Below are 18129 nucleotides of genomic sequence, written 5' to 3'. Positions count from 1 at the left end.
GGGAGTTTTCCACAGGTCGGCGCCCCTGTGGTCAGTGCTTGCTCGCCTGGTGCTTGATCCGCCCGGTCAGCTCCGTGACCTGGTTGTAGATGGCGCGCCGCTCGGCCATCAGGGACCGGATCTTCCGGTCGGCGTGGATCACCGTGGTGTGGTCGCGGCCGCCGAACTGCTGCCCGATCTTGGGCAGGGACAGGTCGGTCAGCTCCCGGCACAGGTACATGGCGATCTGCCGGGCCGTCACCAGCATCCGCGACCGGGACGGGCCGCACAGGTCCTCGATCGTCGTACCGAAGTACTCCACCGTCTGCGCCATGATCATCGCCGCGGTGATCTCCGGCCCGGTGTCGTTCGGGATCAGGTCCTTCAGCACGATCTCGGCGAGCCGCATGTCCACCGACTGCCGGTTCAGGCTCGCGAACGCCGTGACCCGGATCAGTGCGCCCTCCAGCTCGCGGATGTTCGTCGCGATCTGCGAGGCGATGAACTCCAGGACGTCCGGCGGCGCGGCCAGCCCCTCCTGCCGGGCCTTCTTCTGCAGGATCGCGATCCGCGTCTCCAGCTCGGGCGGCTGGACGTCGGTCGTCAGCCCCCACTCGAACCGGTTGCGCAGCCGGTCCTCCAGCGTCACCAGCTCCTTGGGCGGGCGGTCGCTGGAGATCACGATCTGCTTGCTGGCGTTGTGGAGGGTGTTGAAGGTGTGGAAGAACTCCTCCTGCGTCTGTTCCTTGCCCTCAAGGAACTGGATGTCGTCGACGAGAAGGATGTCCACGTCCCGGTAGCGGCGGCGGAACCCGTCCGCCTTGCCGTCCCGGATCGAGTTGATGAAGTCGTTCGTGAACTCCTCGGAGCTCACGTACCGGACGCGCGCCCCGTTGAAGAGGCTCTGCGCGTAATGACCGATCGCGTGGAGAAGGTGCGTCTTGCCGAGACCCGAGTCGCCGTAGACGAACAGCGGGTTGTACGCCTTGGCCGGCTGCTCCGCCACCGCGACCGCCGCCGCGTGCGCGAACCGGTTCGAGGACCCGATGACGAACGTCTCGAACGTGTACTTCGGGTTGAGCCTCGCGTGCTCGGACGTCCCCGCGCCGCCGCCGGACCCGTGCGCCGCGCCGGACCCGTGTGCCGAACCACCGTGCGTCCCGCCCGAACCGCCGGACGTCCCGGGGCCCGGGACGGGCCCTGCCCCGGGGCCGCGTGCGTCGGTGGAGTCCTCGTCGCGGTACTGCTCTTCCCTGCGGTACTGGTCCGGGTACTGCTGCTCCGCGCCGGAGAACGGACCCTCCGAGCCCGGGAACGGGCTTCCCTCACCGCTCTGGAAAGGGCCTTCGCCGTGGCCGGTGTCGCCGCCGGGCTCGCGCTCCTGCGCCTCGCCGTGCCCGACGGGACGGAGCGGGCCGAGCGTCCGGTCGTTCAGGTGCGAGGGCGCGGGCGGGTGCGGCGGACGTCCGGGCTGTTCGCCACCGAACCCCTCCGAGCCGCCGTACTCGGGTCCGTACCCCTCGGGACCCCCGAACCCGGAGTTCTCCGATTTTCCGTACCCGTCGTTCCCGTAACCCTCGTTCCCATATCCCTCGCCGCCGTACTCGCCGGTTCCGGGAGGGCGCGCGCGGTATCCCTGGCGGCCGTCGAACGGGCCGGGACGCGACGAGCCGAACGGGGGCTGCCGGGGCGCCGACGGGTAGCCGCCCGAGTGCTCGCCCTCGCGCTGCGGCCATCCACGGTCGTCCTCCCCCTGTGGATAACCGCCGGGGCTGTGGGTAACTCCGGGCTGCTGCCGGTACCCCTGGTCGCCGTAGGGCGGCTCTTGACCGCGGCGGTCAGGGAACGGGGACTCCGGGTACTGCTGCTCGCCGAAAGGACGCTCCCCTTCGTGGGGGCGTTCGCCATAAGAAGAAGGTGCGGGCTCGTGGGAGCCGAGGCCGGGGATCGGCGCGGACAGGGGCTCCGCACCCGGGCGGGGACCGCCGCCGGGGCCGGGCACCGACGGGCCGGGCGGTTCCGGCTGGACCGTCACCGCGACCCGGATCTCGCGGCCCAGCTCGTTGGAAAGGGCCTGCGTGATCAGGCTGCGCAGGCGCGTCTCCAGGGCGTCCTTGGCGAACTCGTTCGGTGCCGCGAGGAGGGCCGTGCCCTCCACGAGGGCCAGCGGGCGGACCATCGGCAGCCATGCGCGGTAACTCGGAGACAGATCGCTCTCGGCCAGTGCGGTGAGGGTTCGGGCCCAGACCGATCCGAGATCCTGACCGTCCATGCGCAAGGTCCCCTCCCCCACATCTCCGTCGAACGGAGTACCTGACTGCCCGGCTCTTCCACGGGTCGCGCGCCGTCTCGAAGGGCACCTCCGCGATGCGGGAGCCCTACTCTCTCACGAGTTGTCCACAGAGTTTTCCACATGCTGTGCATAGTGGCGCGGCGCCTGTGTATAACTCAGGCGCGCTCTGGAACGAACGGTCACGAGGTGCCCGGCGCGCATGCGGCACGGCCGGTACGGGAAAGGTTCAGGTACGGGAGGAATCAAGGCGTGTGATGCCGACGACAGATCACCGAAGGGGTGTCGGCTCGCCCGGAAGACCTTAGCCGCTGCCCGCCGCACCCGCAACAGAAGCCGACGGACGGCCCCCGCCCCGCCCCTCGCGCCGGCGTCGGCCTGTGGATAACTCTGGGGACGGCGGTGATCCGTTTGACCGGGTACTTGGTGAACCCGTAATGTGCTGAGGTCGAGACGCATCGACGGAGATGCCGCGTGCCCGCCGACCGTCCCACTGGGAAGAACGGGTGGGCCCCCGCTGCGGGGGACCAGACGCGGCCCGAGATGCGAGCCTTCGAGCCTTTTAACGAGCCGACCGCAGCACTGGAGCCTCAAGTGAGCAAGCGTACTTTCCAGCCGAACAACCGTCGTCGCCACAAGAAGCACGGCTTCCGGCTGCGGATGCGCACGCGTGCCGGGCGCGCCATCCTCGCCGAGCGCCGCCGCAAGGGCCGCGCCCGGGTCGCGGTCTGAGCCCTCCCCACCGTGCTGCCGTCCGGACACCGGATGCGGCGGCGGGACGACTTCACCTTGGCCGTCCGGCGCGGTCGCCGCGCCGGACGGCCGACTGTCGTTGCACACCTGCTCCGCCGGGACGAGACGACCCCGCCGCTCGTGGGCTTCATCGTGTCGCGGGCCGTCGGGAACGCCGTCGTCCGCAATTCGGTGCGGCGCCGGCTCCGTCACCTGATGCGGGGACACCTCGAACGGGTGCCAGCGGGTAGCCTGCTCGTAGTACGCGCCAACCCCCGGTCGGGGACGGCGCGTCCTGACGAACTGGCCGCGGATCTGGAGTCGGCGCTCGACCGGCTGCTGCGGCCCGCGTCCAAGGGGCGGAGATGAGGAGTCGGCGGCGGGAACCGAACCCCGCGCAGCACCCGGACGGGCCGCCAGGCCCGGTCGCCGCGGTGCTGATCCTTCTCGTCCGCGCCTACCGCCGCTTCTTGAGTCCCCTGCTCGGGCAGCAGTGCCGCTTCCATCCCAGCTGCAGCGCGTACGGCCTGGAGGCGCTCCAGGTGCACGGTGCGCCGCGCGGCACGTGGCTGACGGCCCGCCGGATCGGTCGGTGCCACCCCTTCAACCCAGGGGGGTACGACCCGGTGCCCCCGAAGAAGGCGCCGACGGCGGCTTCTTCGACCTCCGGCCGCGAGGAGAGCGGCCCCGCCCTAGCAGAGCCCAAGGAGCTGCCCGGTGCTTGATTGGCTGTACGAGATCGTCTCTCAGCTCATCGTGTGGATTCACACGGGGCTGAGCACCTTCCTGCCGAAGGACAGTGGATGGGCCTGGGGCGGGTCCATCATCCTTCTGACCGTCCTGCTGCGGCTCGTCATGGTCCCGCTCTTCGTGAAGCAGATCCACGCTTCGCGCAAGATGCAGGAGCTGGCGCCCAAGGTGCAGGCGCTGCGCAAGAAGTACAAGAACGACAAGCAGCGCCTCAACCAGGAGGTCATGAAGCTCTACCAGGAGAACGGCGCCAACCCGCTGTCGGGTTGCCTCCCTCTCGTGGTGCAGATGCCGGTCTTCATCGGCCTCTTCCAAACGCTCCAGCGCATCTCGGACGCCGGGGACAACGAGGGCGTCTTCGCGATGTCCGCCGACCTGGTCGAGAGCGCCCAGCAGGCCAGCATCTTCGGCGCCCACATCCCCGACACGTTCCTCAACGCCTGGGGCGAGGACCCCAAGGTCTGGACGGCGATCATCATCACCGGCATCGCCGTGGTGATCAGCTCCTGCACGACGTTCTTCACGATGCGCGCCAGCATGAAGCGGCAGCCCATCACCGACGATGCCAACCCGATGATGCAGGCGCAGAAGATGATGGTCTTCCTCGCGCCGCTGTTCGGTCTGGTCGGTCTCGGGTTCCCCCTGGGCGTGCTCATGTACTGGGTGACGTCCAACAGCTGGACGCTCGCGCAGCAGCACTACATCTACAAGAAGTACCCGCCGCTGAACGCGACCGGCGACGACGCGAAGGGCGCACGAAGCCCGGGACGAAGACGGGCCCCAAGTCCGGGTCCGGCAAGTCCGGTGCGAAGCCCGGGACGAAGGGCGCCACGGCCACGGGCACGAAGAACGCCGCGAAGAACGGCAAGGCCGCTTCGGGCACCAAGCCCCGGCTGAAGAAGGGGCCCGCGGAGGAAGAGGCCCCCGAACCCGAGGTCAAGCAGAAGGTCGTGCGGAACCAGCCGACCCGCAAGCCGCGGAGCAAGCGCAGCGGCAGCCAGAAGCGCTAGTTTGAATCCCGAGCCCGTGCCGCAGAAGGAGACACCGTTGAGCCAGACCGACACCACCGAGGTAGACGTCCAGGCGCTCGAGCAGGAAGGCGAGATCGCCGCCGACTACATCGAGGGCCTGCTGGACATCGGTGACTACGACGGCGACATCGACATGGACGTCGAGGGCGAACGCGCGATCGTCGCCGTCGTCGGCGGCAACCTCGACGAGCTGGTCGGCAAGCGCGGCGAGGTCCTGGAGGCGCTCCAGGAGCTGACGCGGCTGGCCGTGCACCGCCAGACGGGCAACCGCACCCGGCTGATGCTCGACGTCGGCGGGTACCGGGAGCGGCGCCGCGCCGAGCTGACGAAGATGGGCACGGACGTCGCGAACGACGTGAAGCAGAGCGGGGAGGCCAAGCCGCTCGCCCCGATGACGCCGTTCGAGCGGAAGATCGTGCACGACGCGGTGGCGGCGGCGGGCCTGCGGAGCGAGTCCGAGGGCGAGGAGCCCGGCCGCTACGTGGTCGTCCACCCCTCCTGAGAACGTACGGGAACGGCCCCGGCGACTTCGGTCGCCGGGGCGTTCCGCGTTCCGTGGGCCGCGCCCTCGCGGGCGTCCGGACCGTCGCCGGACGTTGGAGGAGGGGCCCCGCGCCCCGACCAAGCACGCGGGGCCCCTCCGGACTCGGTGTGCACCGCCGCCCGCGGCACACCGAGTGGTTCAGGGGCGGTGCGGGTTCTGCGCCTGCCGCCGGTCCCGCGTGAACGACGGGTCCTGGGCGGCGGCGGGGTCCTGAGCGGTGGCCGGGTCCTGTGCGGCGGCCGGGTCCTGCGCCTGCGGGCCGTGGGCGGCGACGCCGTGGTCCGCGGGATGCTCGACGACGCGCTCGACCCGTTCGGCGGGACGCCCGGCCGGCGGCGGGTCCTCGATGATGTGCTCCTCCCGGACGATCGTGCCCGGTTCGTCCCCGTAGGCGGGGTCGGTGCCGGCGACCCGGCCCGCCGCACGCCGCGGCCGCGTGTACCTGAGGGTGAACGCCATGCTGATCAGCCCGACGAGGATGAGGATCCAGCCGACCATCTGAATGTTGACGCCGCTGAGGTCGATGCGGAGGGCGAACGCCAGGATGGCGCCGATCGCGACGAACGCGAGACTGACTCCGATTCCCATACCGGAGCTCCTTCCAGGGGGTGGTCGGGGGCGACACATGTGCCTCTACCCGCGGCCTCCCGGATATGCGGAGGGGTGATGTGGTTCTTGCCATACGGACAGGGTCCGGTGCGCTTGCGCACCAGAACGTTTCATGCGTACGCAGTCACACGGTTTTGTGGAACGATTCGGATGGTGGGGATTGCACGTGAGGTTTTCGGTGATGCGCTGCCCGTCGCGGAGCGCTATGCGGCGTTCCTGTCGGACGCCGGAGTCGAGCGCGGCCTGATCGGGCCGCGGGAGGTCGACCGTCTCTGGGAACGCCACCTGATCAATTGCGCGGTGGTGTCCGAGGCGGTTCCCGAGGGCGCTCACGTCGTCGACATCGGTTCGGGTGCCGGACTGCCGGGCGTCGTCCTGGCGATCGTCCGGCCCGACTTGAGGATCACCCTCCTCGAACCGCTGCTGCGCCGCACCACGTTCCTGAACGAGTGCGTCGAGATGCTCGGCCTGGACAACGTCGAGGTCCGCCGCGGGCGGGCCGAAGACGTCGTGGACGACTACGCGGTGGACGTCGCGACGGCACGGGCCGTCGCACCGCTGGAGCGGCTCGCGACGTGGGCGCTGCCGCTGCTGCGTCCGGGCGGCGAACTCCTCGCCCTCAAGGGCGAGCGGGCGGCGGTCGAACTCGACGAGGCGAAGCCCGTACTGGAGCGATTCGGGGTGGCCACCACCGAACTGCTTCAGGTGGGGCGCGGTAGGGTCGAGCCGCCGACAACGCTCGTCCGCGTGGTCGCCGGCCGAGGAGGGGTTGTCGGGCGACAACAACGCGCGCCCCGGCGTGCCAAAAGGTCGAGGAAGAGGTCTTCATGAGCATGGGACCGGGACTGGGCCGGCCTGACCGCGCCGAGGAATCCGCCGACGAATCCCCCGCCGACCAGCCGTCCGCCACCACGCCGTCCGGGCACGCGCTGTGGGGCAATACGACATCCGGTACCGCGGAGAACGTCGGATATGTCCCGACGAACTCCGGCGCCCAGGCGCCGGGGCAGCGGAACGGACCATCTCAGGGGGAGTCAGAACTCGTGCGAGAGGCGCTCAAGGACGCCAATGTTTCACGTGAAACTACCGGCACCGCGCTGAAGACGCGGCCGATCGACAAGGAATGGCCCCGGCCCGACCGGTGCCGGGTCATCACCATCGCGAACCAGAAGGGCGGCGTCGGCAAGACCACCAGTTCGGTGAACATCGCCGCGTCGCTCGCCATGCACGGCGCCCAGGTGCTCGTGGTCGACCTCGACCCGCAGGGCAACGCCTCGACCGCCCTCGGCATCGACCACCACGCCGAGATCCCGTCGATCTACGACGTGCTGATCGAGGACGCGGCGCTCGACGACATCGTCGTCCCGGCACCGGAGATCCCGAACCTGCACTGCGCCCCGGCGACCCTGAACCTCGCCGGCGCCGAGATCGAACTCGTCTCCAAGGTCGCCCGGGAATCCCGGTTGCGTCGCGCGCTGGAGTCCTACGACACCGACAAGTTCGACTATGTCCTGATCGACTGCCCGCCGTCGCTCGGCCTTCTCACCGTCAACGCCCTCGTCGGCGGCGACGAGTTGCTGATCCCGATCCAGTGCGAGTACTACGCGCTGGAGGGCCTCGGGCAGCTCATCCGGACCGTCGATCTCGTCAAGGCGCACCTCAACCAGAAACTGAAGGTGTCGACGATCCTGCTCACCATGTACGACGCCCGCACGCGCCTCGCCGCGCAGGTGGCCGAGGACGTCCGCAACCACTTCGGCGACGTCGTCCTCAACACGGTCATCCCCCGGAGCGTCCGCGTCTCCGAGGCGCCCAGCTACGGGCAGTCCGTCATGACCTACGACCCCGGCTCCAGCGGCGCGCTCGCCTACAGCGAGGCCGCCTCGGAGATGGCGCACACGGGAGCGGCGAAGTGAGCCGACCACGTCCCGGTCTCGGTAAGGGCCTGGGCGCCCTGATCCCGACCGCCCCGCCGCCGCCCGCCGAACCGGTCGTCCCCAACGGCACCGGCAGGGAGGCCGCGGCCCCCGACGGCGTCCCGGAGACGACGCCGGTCGACGGCGCGTTCTTCGCCGAACTCCCGACCGAGAAGATCACGGTCAACCCGCGCCAGCCGCGCCGGCATTTCGACGAGGACGCCCTGCAGGAACTCGCCGACTCGATCACGATCGTCGGTCTCCTCCAGCCGATCGTCGTCCGGCGGAAGGCGACGGAGAAGTACCACGAGGCCACCGGCGTCACCGAGAAGTTCGACTACGAACTCATCATGGGCGAGCGCCGCTGGCGCGCGTCCCAGAAGGCCGGTGTGGACGTCATCCCCGCGATCGTCCGCGACACCGACGACACCGACCTTCTCCGTGACGCGCTCATGGAGAACCTCCACCGGCAGCAGCTCAACCCGCTGGAGGAGGCGGCCGCCTACCAGCAGCTCCTGGACGACTTCGGCGCCACCCACGAGGAGCTCGCCGGACGCATCGGCCGTTCGCGCCCGCACATCACCAACACGTTGCGGATCCTGAACCTCCCCGCGAAGGTCCAGAATCGCGTGGCGGCGGGCCTGCTGTCCGCCGGTCACGCCCGGCTGCTCCTCCGGCTGGACACCCCCGAGAAGCAGGAGCGCATGGCGGCACGGGTCATCGCGGAGGGGATCTCGGTCCACAGCCTCGATGAACTGATCAAACTGCAGGAGGTCGACGACGGGGAACCGGCCCGTCGTCCCCGCGGCAAGAAGCCCGTCGCCCCCGGACTCCAGGATCTCGCCGACCGGCTCTCCGACCGCTACGAGACCCGCGTTCGAGTCGACATGGGCAAGAGCAAGGGGAAGATCGTCGTCGAGTTCGCCACCCTTGAGGACCTGGACCGCATCATCAAGTCCATGGCCCCGGACGGCGAGGACGACGACCCGCGGTTCCCCTGACCCGCCCGAGCGCCGAGGCCCATGCGGCCTCGGCGCTGTTTCACGTGAAACAACGACGCTCCCCCACGCCTTCTCCCTCTCGCCTCCGCACCCCTTCGGTCTCGGTGCTCCGGACGGCCGCACATGTTTCACGTGAAACCGAACCTCGCCGAGGCCCTCCTGCGACGGTTCCACCCGAGACCGAACGCGGTCGAGCGACACCCGATCCTCGGTGACGCCGGGTGGATAGGGTTTCCGGATGCCCTCCTTGAATCTGCGCCACGCCGTCCGGGGGATCATCCTCGACGAGGACGACCGCATCCTGCTGTGCAGTTTCGCGCCGTGGGAACCGGCGGCCCCGGTCGTCTGGGCGACGCCCGGTGGCGGCATCGAACCCGGCGAGACTCTCTACGTCGCGCTGCGCCGGGAGTTGAGGGAAGAAGTGGGGCTGGAGCTCGACACCGACCCGCCGCACGTGTGGCACCGCCGAGTGGTCGCCCCCGGCCACGCCCCGGGCTTCGACGGTTCGGTGAACGACTACTTCCTCATCCGCACGGCCGCGTTCCAACCTCGGGGCGCGTTCTCGGACGAGGAACTCGCCGCCGAGAGCATCAGCGGCTTCCGCTGGTGGGCTCCGCAGGAGATCGCCGAGTACCGCGGTCCCGACCTGTTCGCGCCCCGCGATCTCGGCTCCGCGCTGGCGACGCTGCTCGCTGACGGCGTCCCGGAAAGCCCAATACAACTCGGTCTGTGACCGTGTCCGGCCCATGTTTCACGTGAAACATGGGCCGAACGGCGCACGGGCGCCGGACGGTTTCACGTGAAACGTCCGGTGTCAGGGGAGACGGGCCAGGAGGAGGTCCTGGCAGAGGGAACCGAGATCCAGTCCGGCGGCGGAGACGGCGCGGGGGAGGAGGCTGGTCTCGGTCATGCCGGGAGCGACGTCCACTTCGAGGAAATGGACGTCGCCGTGTTCGTCGACGATGAGGTCGGTGCGGGAGATGTCGCGCAGGCCGAGCGCGCGGTGGGCGGTGACGGCGGCGGCGGTGGCCCGCTCGGTCACTTCGGGGGCGAGACGGGCCGGGGTGATGAACTCCGTCTCGCCGGCGTCGTAGCGGGCGGTGTAGTCGTACCGGCCGCCGGGGGCGACGATCTCGACGGGCGGGAGCGCCGCCGGGACGCCGTCCTTCTCGATGACGCTGACGGCGATCTCCGTCCCGCCGACGTACCGCTCGACGAGCGCGGCGTCGCCGTAGGCGAAGCAGCCGACCATGGCGGCGGAGAGACCGGACGCCTCGCGCACGACCGACGCGCCGAGTGCGGCGCCGCCCCGCGTGGGCTTCACGAAGAGCGGGAGCCCGAGGCGGTGCACGATCCGATCGAGGAGCGACGCCGCGCCGAGGTCGTGGAAGACCTCCTTCGGGAGCGCGACGGAGTCGGGGGTGTTCAGTCCGGCGCGGCGGACGACGGACTTCGCGGTGGGCTTGTCCCACGCGACGCGGCAGGCGTCCGGGCGCGCGCCGACGTACCGGACGTCGAGGAGTTCGAGGACGTCGCGGATCGAGCCGTCCTCCCCCGCCGCTCCGTGGAGGACGGGGAAGACGGCGTCGGGCGGGTCGGCGAGGAGCGAATCGAGGAGGGTGGCGTCCACGTCGCGCATCTCGACGGGGACGCCACGCCCCCGGAGGGCCTCGGTGACGCGGCGGCCGGAGCGCAGCGAGATCTCGCGCTCGTAGGAGAGCCCTCCGGCGAGGACGACGACGTGACCGAGTTCCACAGGTGTCCTTCTCAGACGTGCCTTTAGACGATGCCCGGCCCCGGCGTGTGGACGCCGGTACCGGTGGCGGCGGTTTCTCCGAAAGTGTCCCGCATCCGGAGTTCCTGTTCGATCACCCCGGCGAGGCGGCGGACGCCCTCGCGGATGCGGGCGGGTTCGGGGAAGCAGTACGAGAGACGCATGTGGCGCTGCCCGCTCCCGTCGGCGTAGAAACCCGTGCCGGGGACGTACGCGACGCGTTCGGCGATGGCGCGCGGGGACATCGCCTTGGAGTCGAGGCCCTCGGGGAGGGTGAGCCAGACGAAGAAGCCGCCCTCGGGACGGGTCCACGTGCAACCGTCGGGCATCTGCTGGGCGAGGGCGTCGAGCATCGCGTCGCGGCGCTCGCGGTAGAGCTCGCGGAAGTCCTTGATCTGCTCGCGCCACGGCTGGGTCGAGAGGTACTCGCGGACGGCGAGCTGGGAGAAGTTCGACGGGCACAGGATCGCGGACTCGGCGGCGAGGACGAGTTTGGCGCGGACGGCATGGGGTGCGAGCACCCAGCCGACGCGGAGACCGGACGCGATCGTCTTGGAGAACGAACCGAGGTAGATCACGCGGTCGTCGTCGGCGCGGAGGGCGCGGACGGGTTCGCCGTCGTAGCGGAGGAGCCCGTAGGGGTTGTCCTCGACGATCAGCACGTCGTATTCGGTGCAGATCTCCAGGATCTGGGCGCGGCGCGCGGTGGTGAGGGTGACGCCCGCCGGGTTCTGGAACGTCGGGACGGTGTAGAGGAACTTGACGCGGCGACCCTCGCGGCGGAGCCGGTCGAGGGTCTCGCGGAGCGCGACGGGTTCGAGGCCGCCGTCGTCCATCGAGACGTGCACGACGTCGGCCTGATAGGACGCGAAGGTGCCGAGCGCGCCGACGTAGGAGGGGGCTTCGGCGAGGACGACGTCGCCGGGATCGACGAAGATCTTCGTGATGAGGTCGAGGGCCTGCTGGGCGCCGACGGTGACGACGACGTCGTCGGCGGAACCGTGCACGCCTTCGAGCGACATGACTTCGCAGATGTGTTCGCGGAGCAGTTCGTCGCCCTGCGCGGAGCCGTACTGGAGGGCGTCGGCGCCCTTGCCCGCGACGAGGTCGCCGATCATGCCGCCGACGACGTCGAGGGGGAGCGCGGACACGTAGGGGGCGCCGCCCGCGAGGGAGACGATCTCTGGACGGGCGACCATGGCGAACAGCGCGCGGATCTCGGAGGGGACCATGCCGGCGGCGCGCGCGGCGTAACGGTCGGTGTAGGGGTCCGTGCGCGAGTGCTGTTCCACGTGGTCCTCCCGTGGTGTTGCTGGCTTGCAGGCGAACTTACGGCATCGGCCACGATCGCGCGCGGAACCCCCCGGGGAGGTGGCGCGGCGCATGATCGTGGGTAGTTCTCTCTCCGATACGATGCCCGAGGACCTCGGAAGGTTGTCCGGGGACGCGGATCGCAGGCTGGGGGGTGCCGTCCCGCATGTCGCGTCGTCTCGTCAATATCACGCTGGACAATCTGGACGATCTGCCGTTGCGTTGCCGGGGATGCGTGTTCTGGGAGCTGGATCCGGTGACCCGCGAGCGGGCGCAGCAGAGCGGCGGCGCGGGCCTGGAGAAGGAGGCGTGGGTCTCCTCGACGCTCCTGGAATGGGGCAGCTGCGGCAAGATCGCGTACGTGGACGACGTCCCGGCGGGGTTCGTCCTGTACGCGCCGCCGTTGTACGTGCCGCGGTCGGTGGCGTTCCCGACGAGTCCGGTGAGCGCGGACGCGGTGCTGCTGATGACCGCGCACATCCTGCCGGAGTTCGCGGGCGGCGGGCTCGGCCGGATGCTGGTCCAGGGCATCGCGAAGGACCTGACGCGCCGGGCGGTGAAGGCGATCGAGGCGTTCGGCGATCTGAAGGGCGAGGACGGCGGGTGCATGGTCCCGGCCGACTATCTGCTGTCGGTGGGGTTCAAGACGGTCCGGCCGCATCACCGGTACCCGCGGCTGCGGCTGGAGTTGAAGTCGGCCCTGTCGTGGCGTGAGGACGTCGAGGTGGCCTTGGAACGGCTGCTGGGCTCCATGGGGCCGGAGGGCGTACTTCGTCCCGTTTAGCGGCATCTGAGGGCCGCACAGGACGCCGGACGGCGACGGCCGCGCGCTCGCGGCCGGCGCGTCCCGTCTACTCGGCCGGCGCGCCGATCAGCGGCGGCCTGGTCCCGGCGAGGAGCCCGGTCCGGACGGCCGCGTCGAGCGCCGCCTTCGTCCGTGCGGCGTCGGAGCCGACGTCCGGGTCGAGGACGCCGAGCATGGTGGTCACGTCGGCGGGCCGGAGGGTGTTCTCGTGGGCCTTGGCGAGGACGTCGGCGACGGCCCGCCGCGCGTTCACCTCGTCGTCGAGCCGCTTGTCGAGCAGCACCCAGTCGGTCGTCTCGACGTCGCCGGCGACGTGTTCGAGCGGGGCGCCGAGCCCGTCGTCCTCCAGATCGTCGGGGTAGTCGACCCGGTGCCAGGCGCCGTCGGCGTGCCAGTAGACGAACCCGAGCGCGTCGCGTTCCATGTCCTCGCGGAGCCGCTTCCAGCTCAGCCGGTCGGGGAGCCCGTCGAGGAGCGGCACCGGCTCGTCCATGAGACGGGTCCGGCTGCGGTCGGCGTCCCGGCCGCTGAAGACGGCCTCGCCGTCCGGGGCGAGGGTGAGTTTCCACCAGTAGGAGCCGCCGCCGATATCGGCGGTGATGCCGTCGTCGTCGACGCTCAACCCGGACGGACTCGCCGGTTCGGCGGCGCCGCACACGGCCATCACGGCCGCGCGCGTCCACAGGAGCCGCGGGTCGTCCAGGTCTTCGGGCTGTCCCGGCCGGGTCAATGTGAGATACCTCCACAGGGTCGGAAGGGGGATTTCCCGAGGTCCGGCGCGCTGTGCCGGTTTCCCGGGAAACGAATCGGTCGCCGACCCTACCGCCGGAGCGGTGGGATCGGCGACCGGTTCATCGCCCTGTGGACGGACGGACGCGCGGCGCGTCGGCTCCGCGCGTCGCGGTACTCGCCGCGGTGCGGCGTCGTCAGGACTTGGCGCCGATGAACTCCGACAGGTCGCGCAGCAGCGCGGCCTTCGGCTTGGCGCCCATGATCTGCTTGACGACCTCGCCGCCCTGGTAGACGTTCATCGTCGGGATCCGCAGGACGCCGTACTCCGCCGGAACCTGCGGGTTCTCGTCGATGTTCAGCTTGACGATCTCGATGCTGTCGCCGTGCTCGGCGGCGATCTCTTCGAGGATGGGCGCGACCATCCGGCACGGGCCGCACCATTCCGCCCAGAAGTCGACCAGGACGGGCTTGTCGCTCTTGAGGACCTCGGTCGCGAAGTCGGCGTCGGTCACGTTCTTCATGGTGTCTCCTTCATGGTCGCGGGACGGGCGGGACGAGCGAGCGTCCCGCCCGGGTTCGTGCATGCGGCGGCCCGCGTCGCCGCCCGCGCGCCGTCGGCGGGTCAGGCCTGCTGGACGGCTTCCGCCGCTTCGCGGTCCTGGAGCCAGTGCTCGGCGTCGATCGCGGCCGAGCAGCCGGTGCCCGCGGCGGTGATGGCCTGACGGTAGACGTGGTCGACCACGTCGCCGCACGCGAACACGCCGGGGACCTTCGTCTTCGTGGTGGGCGCGTCGACGAGCAGGTAGCCGTCCGGGTCGGTCTCGAGCTGCCCGGCGAACAGTTCGCTGCGCGGGTCGTGCCCGATCGCGATGAACAGGCCGGTGATGTCGAGGCGGCTCTCCTCGCCGGTCTTGACGTCGCGGAGGGTCACGCCGTTCACCCGGTCCTCGCCGTGGATCGCCGTGACCTCGCTGTCCCACCGGAAACTGATCTTCTCGTTCGCGAACGCCCGCTCCTGCATGATCTTGGACGCGCGCAGCTCGCCCCGGCGGTGCACCACGGTGACCGTACGGGCGAACTTGGTGAGGAAGATCGCCTCCTCCATCGCGGTGTCGCCGCCGCCGACGACGGCGATGTCCTGCTCACGGAAGAAGAAGCCGTCGCACGTCGCGCACCAGGAGACGCCGCGGCCGGAGAGCCGCTGCTCGTCGGGCAGGCCCAGTTCGCGGTAGCCGGAGCCGGTCGCGACGATCACGGTGCGGGCGCGGTACTCGTCGTCGCCCACCTTGACGATCTTCGGGTCGGCGTTCAGGTCGACCTCGGTGACGTCGTCGGTGATGAGTTCGGCGCCGAACCGTTCGGCCTGCTTGCGCAGGTTGTCCATCAGGTCCGGTCCCATGATGCCGTCCGGGAACCCGGGGAAGTTCTCCACGTCGGTGGTGTTCATCAGCGCGCCGCCGGCGGTCACCGACCCCTCGAACACGAGCGGCTTCAGGTCGCCGCGGGCCGCGTAGACGGCGGCGGTGTAGCCCGCGGGGCCGGAGCCGATGATGATGACGTTACGGACGTCGCTCACTGTTCTGCCTCTCCTCGTTCACGGTCGGCGCCGCCCTGACCCGGCCCGCCAGTCGCGTCAACCGATCCTAGGCCGTCGTGATTCCCGCTGGGGCGTCCCCCACCGGCCGTAGGCTGTGGCCCATGGCACGCATTCTCCTACTCCACTCCATCTATGGTCTCCGACCGGCCGTGCACGCGCGGCGACCGGTTCCGCGCGGCCGGGCACGACGTCCACGTCCCCGACCTGTACGACGGGCGTGTCGCCGACACGCTGGAGGCCGGGCAGGAGATCAACGAGGAGATCGGACGGGACGAGCTGCTGCGGCGGGCGATCGCGGCGGCGGCGCCGCTGACGGAACCGGGCGGGCTCGTCTACGCGGGGTTCTCCCTCGGCGCCGCCGTCGCGCAGACGCTCGCGCTCGCCGACGCGACGGCGGGCGGGCTGCTGCTCATGCACGGTACGTCGGATCTGCCCGAGGACGCGTCGACCGAGATCCCGGTGCAGCTGCACGTCGCCGACCCGGACACGTTCGAACCCGTCGACTGGCTGAACGCCTGGTACCTGCAGATGCGCAGGGCGGGCGCCGACGTCGAGGTGTTCCGGTACCGGGGCGCCGGGCACCTGTTCACCGATCCCGACCTGCCCGACCACGACGCCGAGGCCGCCGAGCGGGCGTGGCCGATCGCGCTCGACTTCGTCGCGTCGCTCTGACCGGACGGGCGCGGCACGCGGAACGGAACCGGCCCCGGACGCATGCGTTGCGCATGCGTCCGGGGCCGGACCCGCGAAAAAGGTGGTTCAGTCGCCGATCTGCTTGATCAGGTGCTGGTTCCGGGCGGTGCACTCCGGGCCGACGACCCAGACTTTCCACGCGCCGTTCCCGGATCCGGCACCGGCACCGGCCCCGTCGCCGCGCAGCGCGATGACGGTGGCCTGCTCGCCCTCGAACTTCGCCTGGTCGACCAGGTCGCCGACCCGTCCCCCGGTCGACGCCGTCGACGCAGTCGGCCAGCCGGTCGCCCGGCGGCGTGTCCGGCAGCCTCGCGGTGCGACCGGCGATGTCGTCGATCTGCGCGGTCAGCGTGTCGGCGCGGTAGCCGGTGCCGCTGTGCACGACGGAGAACGCCGGGGCACCCTTGACCTGCGGCCGCGACGCCCCGGCCGGCGGTGCGCCGCCGTGCGCGGACGACTCGCCGGACTCACTCGACGCGTCGGCCGGGTCCTGGGCGGGCGCCGCCGCCCGACCGTCGCCGCCGCTCATCTCGTCCAGGGTGATGCCGCCGACCAACCCGGCGCCACCGAGCACGACGACCGTCGCGGCCGCCGCCGACAGGATCCGCCAATGCCGCCTCCCACGTCGCTGCTCCAGACTCACCACGGTGGCGTTGTTGAGCGATTCTTCCGCTAGTGCGGTGTCGATGCGCTCGGCCAGCTCGGCGGGCATGGACGGGACGGGTGCCTCCGCCAGGATCCGGGAGACGTCCGCAAGGTCGGCGGATCGGTCCCGGCAATCGGCGCAGGTTTCCAGGTGTGCGTTGACGGAGGCGGCTTGATCGTCTTCGAGCAGTCCCTCGGCCAGGTCGGCCAGAGCCTCGTAGTCCACATGTGCGGGGTTCACTTGGGCATGCCACCTCCTTCCACACCTCCGACGTTTTTCGAGTCGTGTCGGTTCCTGTGGTGCCGAAGGAGCGGCACGAGCCTGGCCCGGCCCCGGGCGCAGCGGCTCTTGATCGTCCCGGCCGGGACTTCCAGGACGCGCGCCGCGTCGTCGACCGAGTAGCCCATCATGTCGACCAGGACGAGCGCCGCCCGCTGCTCGAACGGCAGTTCGAGCAGCGCGGTGCGGACGTCCAGCGAGACGCCGTGCGCGTCGGTCGGGTCGGGCATCTTCGGCGCGACGGAGTCGAACGTGGCGTCGTCGCCCATCGGTGTGGCGGGCCGGACGGACTTGCGGCGGATCCGGTCGAGGCACGCGTTCACGACGATCCGGTGCAGCCAGGTGGTGACGGCGGCGTCGCCGCGGAACCGCCCGGCGGCGCGGAACGCCGACAGGCACGCGTCCTGCAGGGCGTCCGCGGCCTCCTCGGGGTCGCCGACGGTGCGCAGCGCCACCGCCCACATCCGGTCGCGGTGCCGCTGCACCAGCACGGAGAACGCGTGCGGATCCCCCTGCGCGTGCCGTGCCAGCAGCTCCTTGTCGGGAACTTCGTCGACGGGACGCATGCTCACCGACGCCATGAGCGACCGCCTTCTCGTCCGCGACCGGCCGCGCCTGCTGGGGAAGACACCACGGAATCCTGGGGGGAGGGGGACATTCTGCTCAGAGGCACGATACAGACAACCGCGACTTCCCGTCACAGGTCAGAGAGTCCGCCGGGGCGGAGATCGTCAACGTTCGGTGGCGGCGGACGGGATCAATTTCCGTAGACGGTGATTTCGCCGAGCTTGCCCTTGTACGTAGTGGGCAGCTGAGTGAACCAGGCCAGCACGTACTGGCCACTGGCCTGCGGGTTCGCGGTGAACGTCAGCTCACCGTCGTTGCACGACTGCTGCCCGATCGGCTTCATCGCGTCCGGCGTCCGGCTGTCCCCCACCTTCACCTGGAGGGTGCCGCCGTTCACCGGGCAGGCGACCTTGACGCTGGAGACGCTGACGGACTTCCCCATGTCCAGGGACGCGCCGAGGCCGTCGGTGCGCTTGCCGAAGTCGGCGCCCGCGTACGTCTGCGTCTCCCAGTCGCCGGACGGGCTGCCGTCCATCAGCGACGGAAGGTTCTTGCGGATCGACGGGTCGGGGTGGTTGCCGCGCGGTTTCTCGGCGAACTCGATGCCCGCCGGGGTCAGCGCGCTCGGGGACGGCGCCGGGCTGTTGGACTGCTGCGCCGGATCGGTGACGCCGCCGGTCACGCCGCCGCCTCCGCCGCCGTCGCCGTTGCTCGTCAGCGCCCACGCGCCGACGCCCACGATCACGGTGAGCGCGGCGGCGGCGATGCCCATGAGGGCGCGGTTGGGGCCGGACTTGCGCGCGCCGCCGCCCGCGCCCGTCCGGTGCCCGGACGGTGCGTGCCGCGCGGGCCGCGTCGGCTGCGAAGACGTCG

The 18129-nt window shown here is 70.6% G+C and carries 19 protein-coding genes and 1 pseudogene; 11 read left to right on the top strand and 9 right to left on the bottom strand.

Features of this window, described 5'->3' with window-relative positions; genetic code table 11:
- Positions 1–31 precede the first annotated feature (31 nt).
- Positions 32–2251 (bottom strand): chromosomal replication initiator protein DnaA, encoded by a 2220-nt coding sequence (dnaA, locus tag BJF79_RS20075; RefSeq protein ID WP_075899519.1) that lies wholly within the window; start codon positions 2249–2251, stop codon positions 32–34.
- A 612-nt stretch (positions 2252–2863) separates the two neighbouring features.
- Here dnaA and rpmH point away from each other — a divergent pair.
- From rpmH to BJF79_RS20050, 5 genes are all read left to right on the top strand, one after another.
- Positions 2864–3001, top strand: coding sequence for a 50S ribosomal protein L34 (gene rpmH / locus BJF79_RS20070; RefSeq protein ID WP_075899517.1), 138 nt, complete (start codon positions 2864–2866; stop codon positions 2999–3001).
- Between the two features lie 33 nt (positions 3002–3034).
- On the top strand, positions 3035–3370 hold the full coding sequence (gene rnpA / locus BJF79_RS20065; RefSeq protein WP_410050114.1) for a ribonuclease P protein component: 336 nt from the start codon (positions 3035–3037) through the stop codon (positions 3368–3370).
- Complete coding sequence (gene yidD / locus BJF79_RS20060; protein WP_075899513.1) at positions 3367–3726, top strand: membrane protein insertion efficiency factor YidD; 360 nt, start codon at positions 3367–3369, stop codon at positions 3724–3726. The genes rnpA and yidD overlap by 4 nt, the downstream gene beginning before the upstream one ends.
- Positions 3719–4648 carry a membrane protein insertase YidC gene (gene yidC, locus BJF79_RS20055; RefSeq protein ID WP_075899511.1) on the top strand — a complete coding sequence of 310 codons (930 nt, stop codon included), beginning with the start codon at positions 3719–3721 and terminating at the stop codon, positions 4646–4648. Before yidD ends, yidC begins: the two co-directional genes overlap by 8 nt.
- A gap of 150 nt (positions 4649–4798) precedes the next feature.
- The gene (locus BJF79_RS20050) at positions 4799–5284 is read left to right on the top strand and encodes a protein jag (protein WP_075899509.1); all 486 of its coding nucleotides are present in this window, start codon (positions 4799–4801) and stop codon (positions 5282–5284) included.
- A 180-nt stretch (positions 5285–5464) separates the two neighbouring features.
- On the opposite strand, the gene BJF79_RS20045 is transcribed toward BJF79_RS20050, so the two are convergent.
- Entirely contained in the window at positions 5465–5914 is a 450-nt protein-coding gene (locus BJF79_RS20045) for a DUF6458 family protein (RefSeq protein ID WP_075899507.1), read from the bottom strand.
- A gap of 171 nt (positions 5915–6085) precedes the next feature.
- Between BJF79_RS20045 and rsmG the strand changes: the two genes are divergently transcribed.
- From rsmG to BJF79_RS20025, 4 genes are all read left to right on the top strand, one after another.
- Positions 6086–6766 carry a 16S rRNA (guanine(527)-N(7))-methyltransferase RsmG gene (gene rsmG, locus BJF79_RS20040; RefSeq protein WP_075899505.1) on the top strand — a complete coding sequence of 227 codons (681 nt, stop codon included), beginning with the start codon at positions 6086–6088 and terminating at the stop codon, positions 6764–6766.
- Positions 6767–6978: 212 nt separating this feature from the next.
- On the top strand, positions 6979–7851 hold the full coding sequence (locus BJF79_RS20035) for an AAA family ATPase (RefSeq protein WP_083733608.1): 873 nt from the start codon (positions 6979–6981) through the stop codon (positions 7849–7851).
- Positions 7848–8852, top strand: coding sequence for a ParB/RepB/Spo0J family partition protein (locus tag BJF79_RS20030; protein WP_075899503.1), 1005 nt, complete (start codon positions 7848–7850; stop codon positions 8850–8852). Before BJF79_RS20035 ends, BJF79_RS20030 begins: the two co-directional genes overlap by 4 nt.
- Positions 8853–9090: 238 nt before the next feature.
- A complete protein-coding gene (locus tag BJF79_RS20025; protein WP_075899501.1) occupies positions 9091–9585 on the top strand; it encodes an NUDIX hydrolase in 495 nt (164 codons plus the stop codon).
- Positions 9586–9666: 81 nt separating this feature from the next.
- On the opposite strand, the gene BJF79_RS20020 is transcribed toward BJF79_RS20025, so the two are convergent.
- Both BJF79_RS20020 and BJF79_RS20015 read right to left on the bottom strand, forming a co-directional pair.
- Entirely contained in the window at positions 9667–10608 is a 942-nt protein-coding gene (locus BJF79_RS20020) for a D-alanine--D-alanine ligase (RefSeq protein WP_075899499.1), read from the bottom strand.
- A gap of 23 nt (positions 10609–10631) precedes the next feature.
- Entirely contained in the window at positions 10632–11858 is a 1227-nt protein-coding gene (locus BJF79_RS20015) for a PLP-dependent aminotransferase family protein (RefSeq protein WP_143220053.1), read from the bottom strand.
- Positions 11859–12103: 245 nt separating this feature from the next.
- Between BJF79_RS20015 and BJF79_RS20010 the strand changes: the two genes are divergently transcribed.
- Complete coding sequence (locus BJF79_RS20010) at positions 12104–12721, top strand: GNAT family N-acetyltransferase (protein ID WP_075899571.1); 618 nt, start codon at positions 12104–12106, stop codon at positions 12719–12721.
- Positions 12722–12788: 67 nt separating this feature from the next.
- Here BJF79_RS20010 and BJF79_RS20005 read toward each other — a convergent pair whose 3' ends face one another.
- The 3 genes from BJF79_RS20005 to trxB all read right to left on the bottom strand — a co-directional run bounded on the left by BJF79_RS20005 (position 12789) and on the right by trxB (position 15050).
- On the bottom strand, positions 12789–13472 hold the full coding sequence (locus tag BJF79_RS20005) for a hypothetical protein (RefSeq protein ID WP_075899495.1): 684 nt from the start codon (positions 13470–13472) through the stop codon (positions 12789–12791).
- Positions 13473–13668: 196 nt separating this feature from the next.
- Positions 13669–13995, bottom strand: coding sequence for a thioredoxin (gene trxA / locus BJF79_RS20000; RefSeq protein WP_075899493.1), 327 nt, complete (start codon positions 13993–13995; stop codon positions 13669–13671).
- A gap of 101 nt (positions 13996–14096) precedes the next feature.
- Entirely contained in the window at positions 14097–15050 is a 954-nt protein-coding gene (gene trxB, locus BJF79_RS19995) for a thioredoxin-disulfide reductase (protein ID WP_075899491.1), read from the bottom strand.
- 153 nt (positions 15051–15203) lie between these two features.
- On the opposite strand from trxB, the gene BJF79_RS19990 reads away from it, so the two are divergent.
- On the top strand, positions 15204–15743 hold the full coding sequence (locus tag BJF79_RS19990; RefSeq protein WP_262402304.1) for a dienelactone hydrolase family protein: 540 nt from the start codon (positions 15204–15206) through the stop codon (positions 15741–15743).
- A 903-nt stretch (positions 15744–16646) separates the two neighbouring features.
- On the opposite strand, the gene sigM is transcribed toward BJF79_RS19990, so the two are convergent.
- Positions 16647–17270 (bottom strand): RNA polymerase sigma factor SigM, encoded by a 624-nt coding sequence (gene sigM, locus BJF79_RS19985; RefSeq protein WP_187357024.1) that lies wholly within the window; start codon positions 17268–17270, stop codon positions 16647–16649.
- A 176-nt stretch (positions 17271–17446) separates the two neighbouring features.
- Positions 17447–18129: pseudogene (locus BJF79_RS55610) on the bottom strand (AMP-binding protein); the annotation flags it as partial.

This window comes from Actinomadura sp. CNU-125 (genome assembly GCF_001942465.1).
GTDB lineage: Bacteria > Actinomycetota > Actinomycetes > Streptosporangiales > Streptosporangiaceae > Spirillospora.
The sequence above is the reverse complement of the archived record's forward strand: the minus strand, read 5'-3'. Positions and strand labels throughout refer to the sequence as shown.

What these genes read in the sequence shown, in the direction of transcription:
- dnaA (WP_075899519.1), bottom strand. Translation starts at nt 2,251, where the DNA reads ATGGACGGTCAGGATCTCGGATCGGTCTGGGCCCGAACCCTCACCGCA.
- rnpA (WP_410050114.1), top strand. Translation starts at nt 3,035, where the DNA reads ATGCGGCGGCGGGACGACTTCACCTTGGCCGTCCGGCGCGGTCGCCGC.
- yidD (WP_075899513.1), top strand. Translation starts at nt 3,367, where the DNA reads ATGAGGAGTCGGCGGCGGGAACCGAACCCCGCGCAGCACCCGGACGGG.
- BJF79_RS20045 (WP_075899507.1), bottom strand. Translation starts at nt 5,914, where the DNA reads ATGGGAATCGGAGTCAGTCTCGCGTTCGTCGCGATCGGCGCCATCCTG.
- rsmG (WP_075899505.1), top strand. Translation starts at nt 6,086, where the DNA reads ATGGTGGGGATTGCACGTGAGGTTTTCGGTGATGCGCTGCCCGTCGCG.
- BJF79_RS20025 (WP_075899501.1), top strand. Translation starts at nt 9,091, where the DNA reads ATGCCCTCCTTGAATCTGCGCCACGCCGTCCGGGGGATCATCCTCGAC.
- BJF79_RS20015 (WP_143220053.1), bottom strand. Translation starts at nt 11,858, where the DNA reads ATGGTCCCCTCCGAGATCCGCGCGCTGTTCGCCATGGTCGCCCGTCCA.
- BJF79_RS20010 (WP_075899571.1), top strand. Translation starts at nt 12,104, where the DNA reads ATGTCGCGTCGTCTCGTCAATATCACGCTGGACAATCTGGACGATCTG.
- trxA (WP_075899493.1), bottom strand. Translation starts at nt 13,995, where the DNA reads ATGAAGAACGTGACCGACGCCGACTTCGCGACCGAGGTCCTCAAGAGC.
- BJF79_RS19990 (WP_262402304.1), top strand. Translation starts at nt 15,204, where the DNA reads ATGGTCTCCGACCGGCCGTGCACGCGCGGCGACCGGTTCCGCGCGGCC.
- sigM (WP_187357024.1), bottom strand. Translation starts at nt 17,270, where the DNA reads ATGGCGTCGGTGAGCATGCGTCCCGTCGACGAAGTTCCCGACAAGGAG.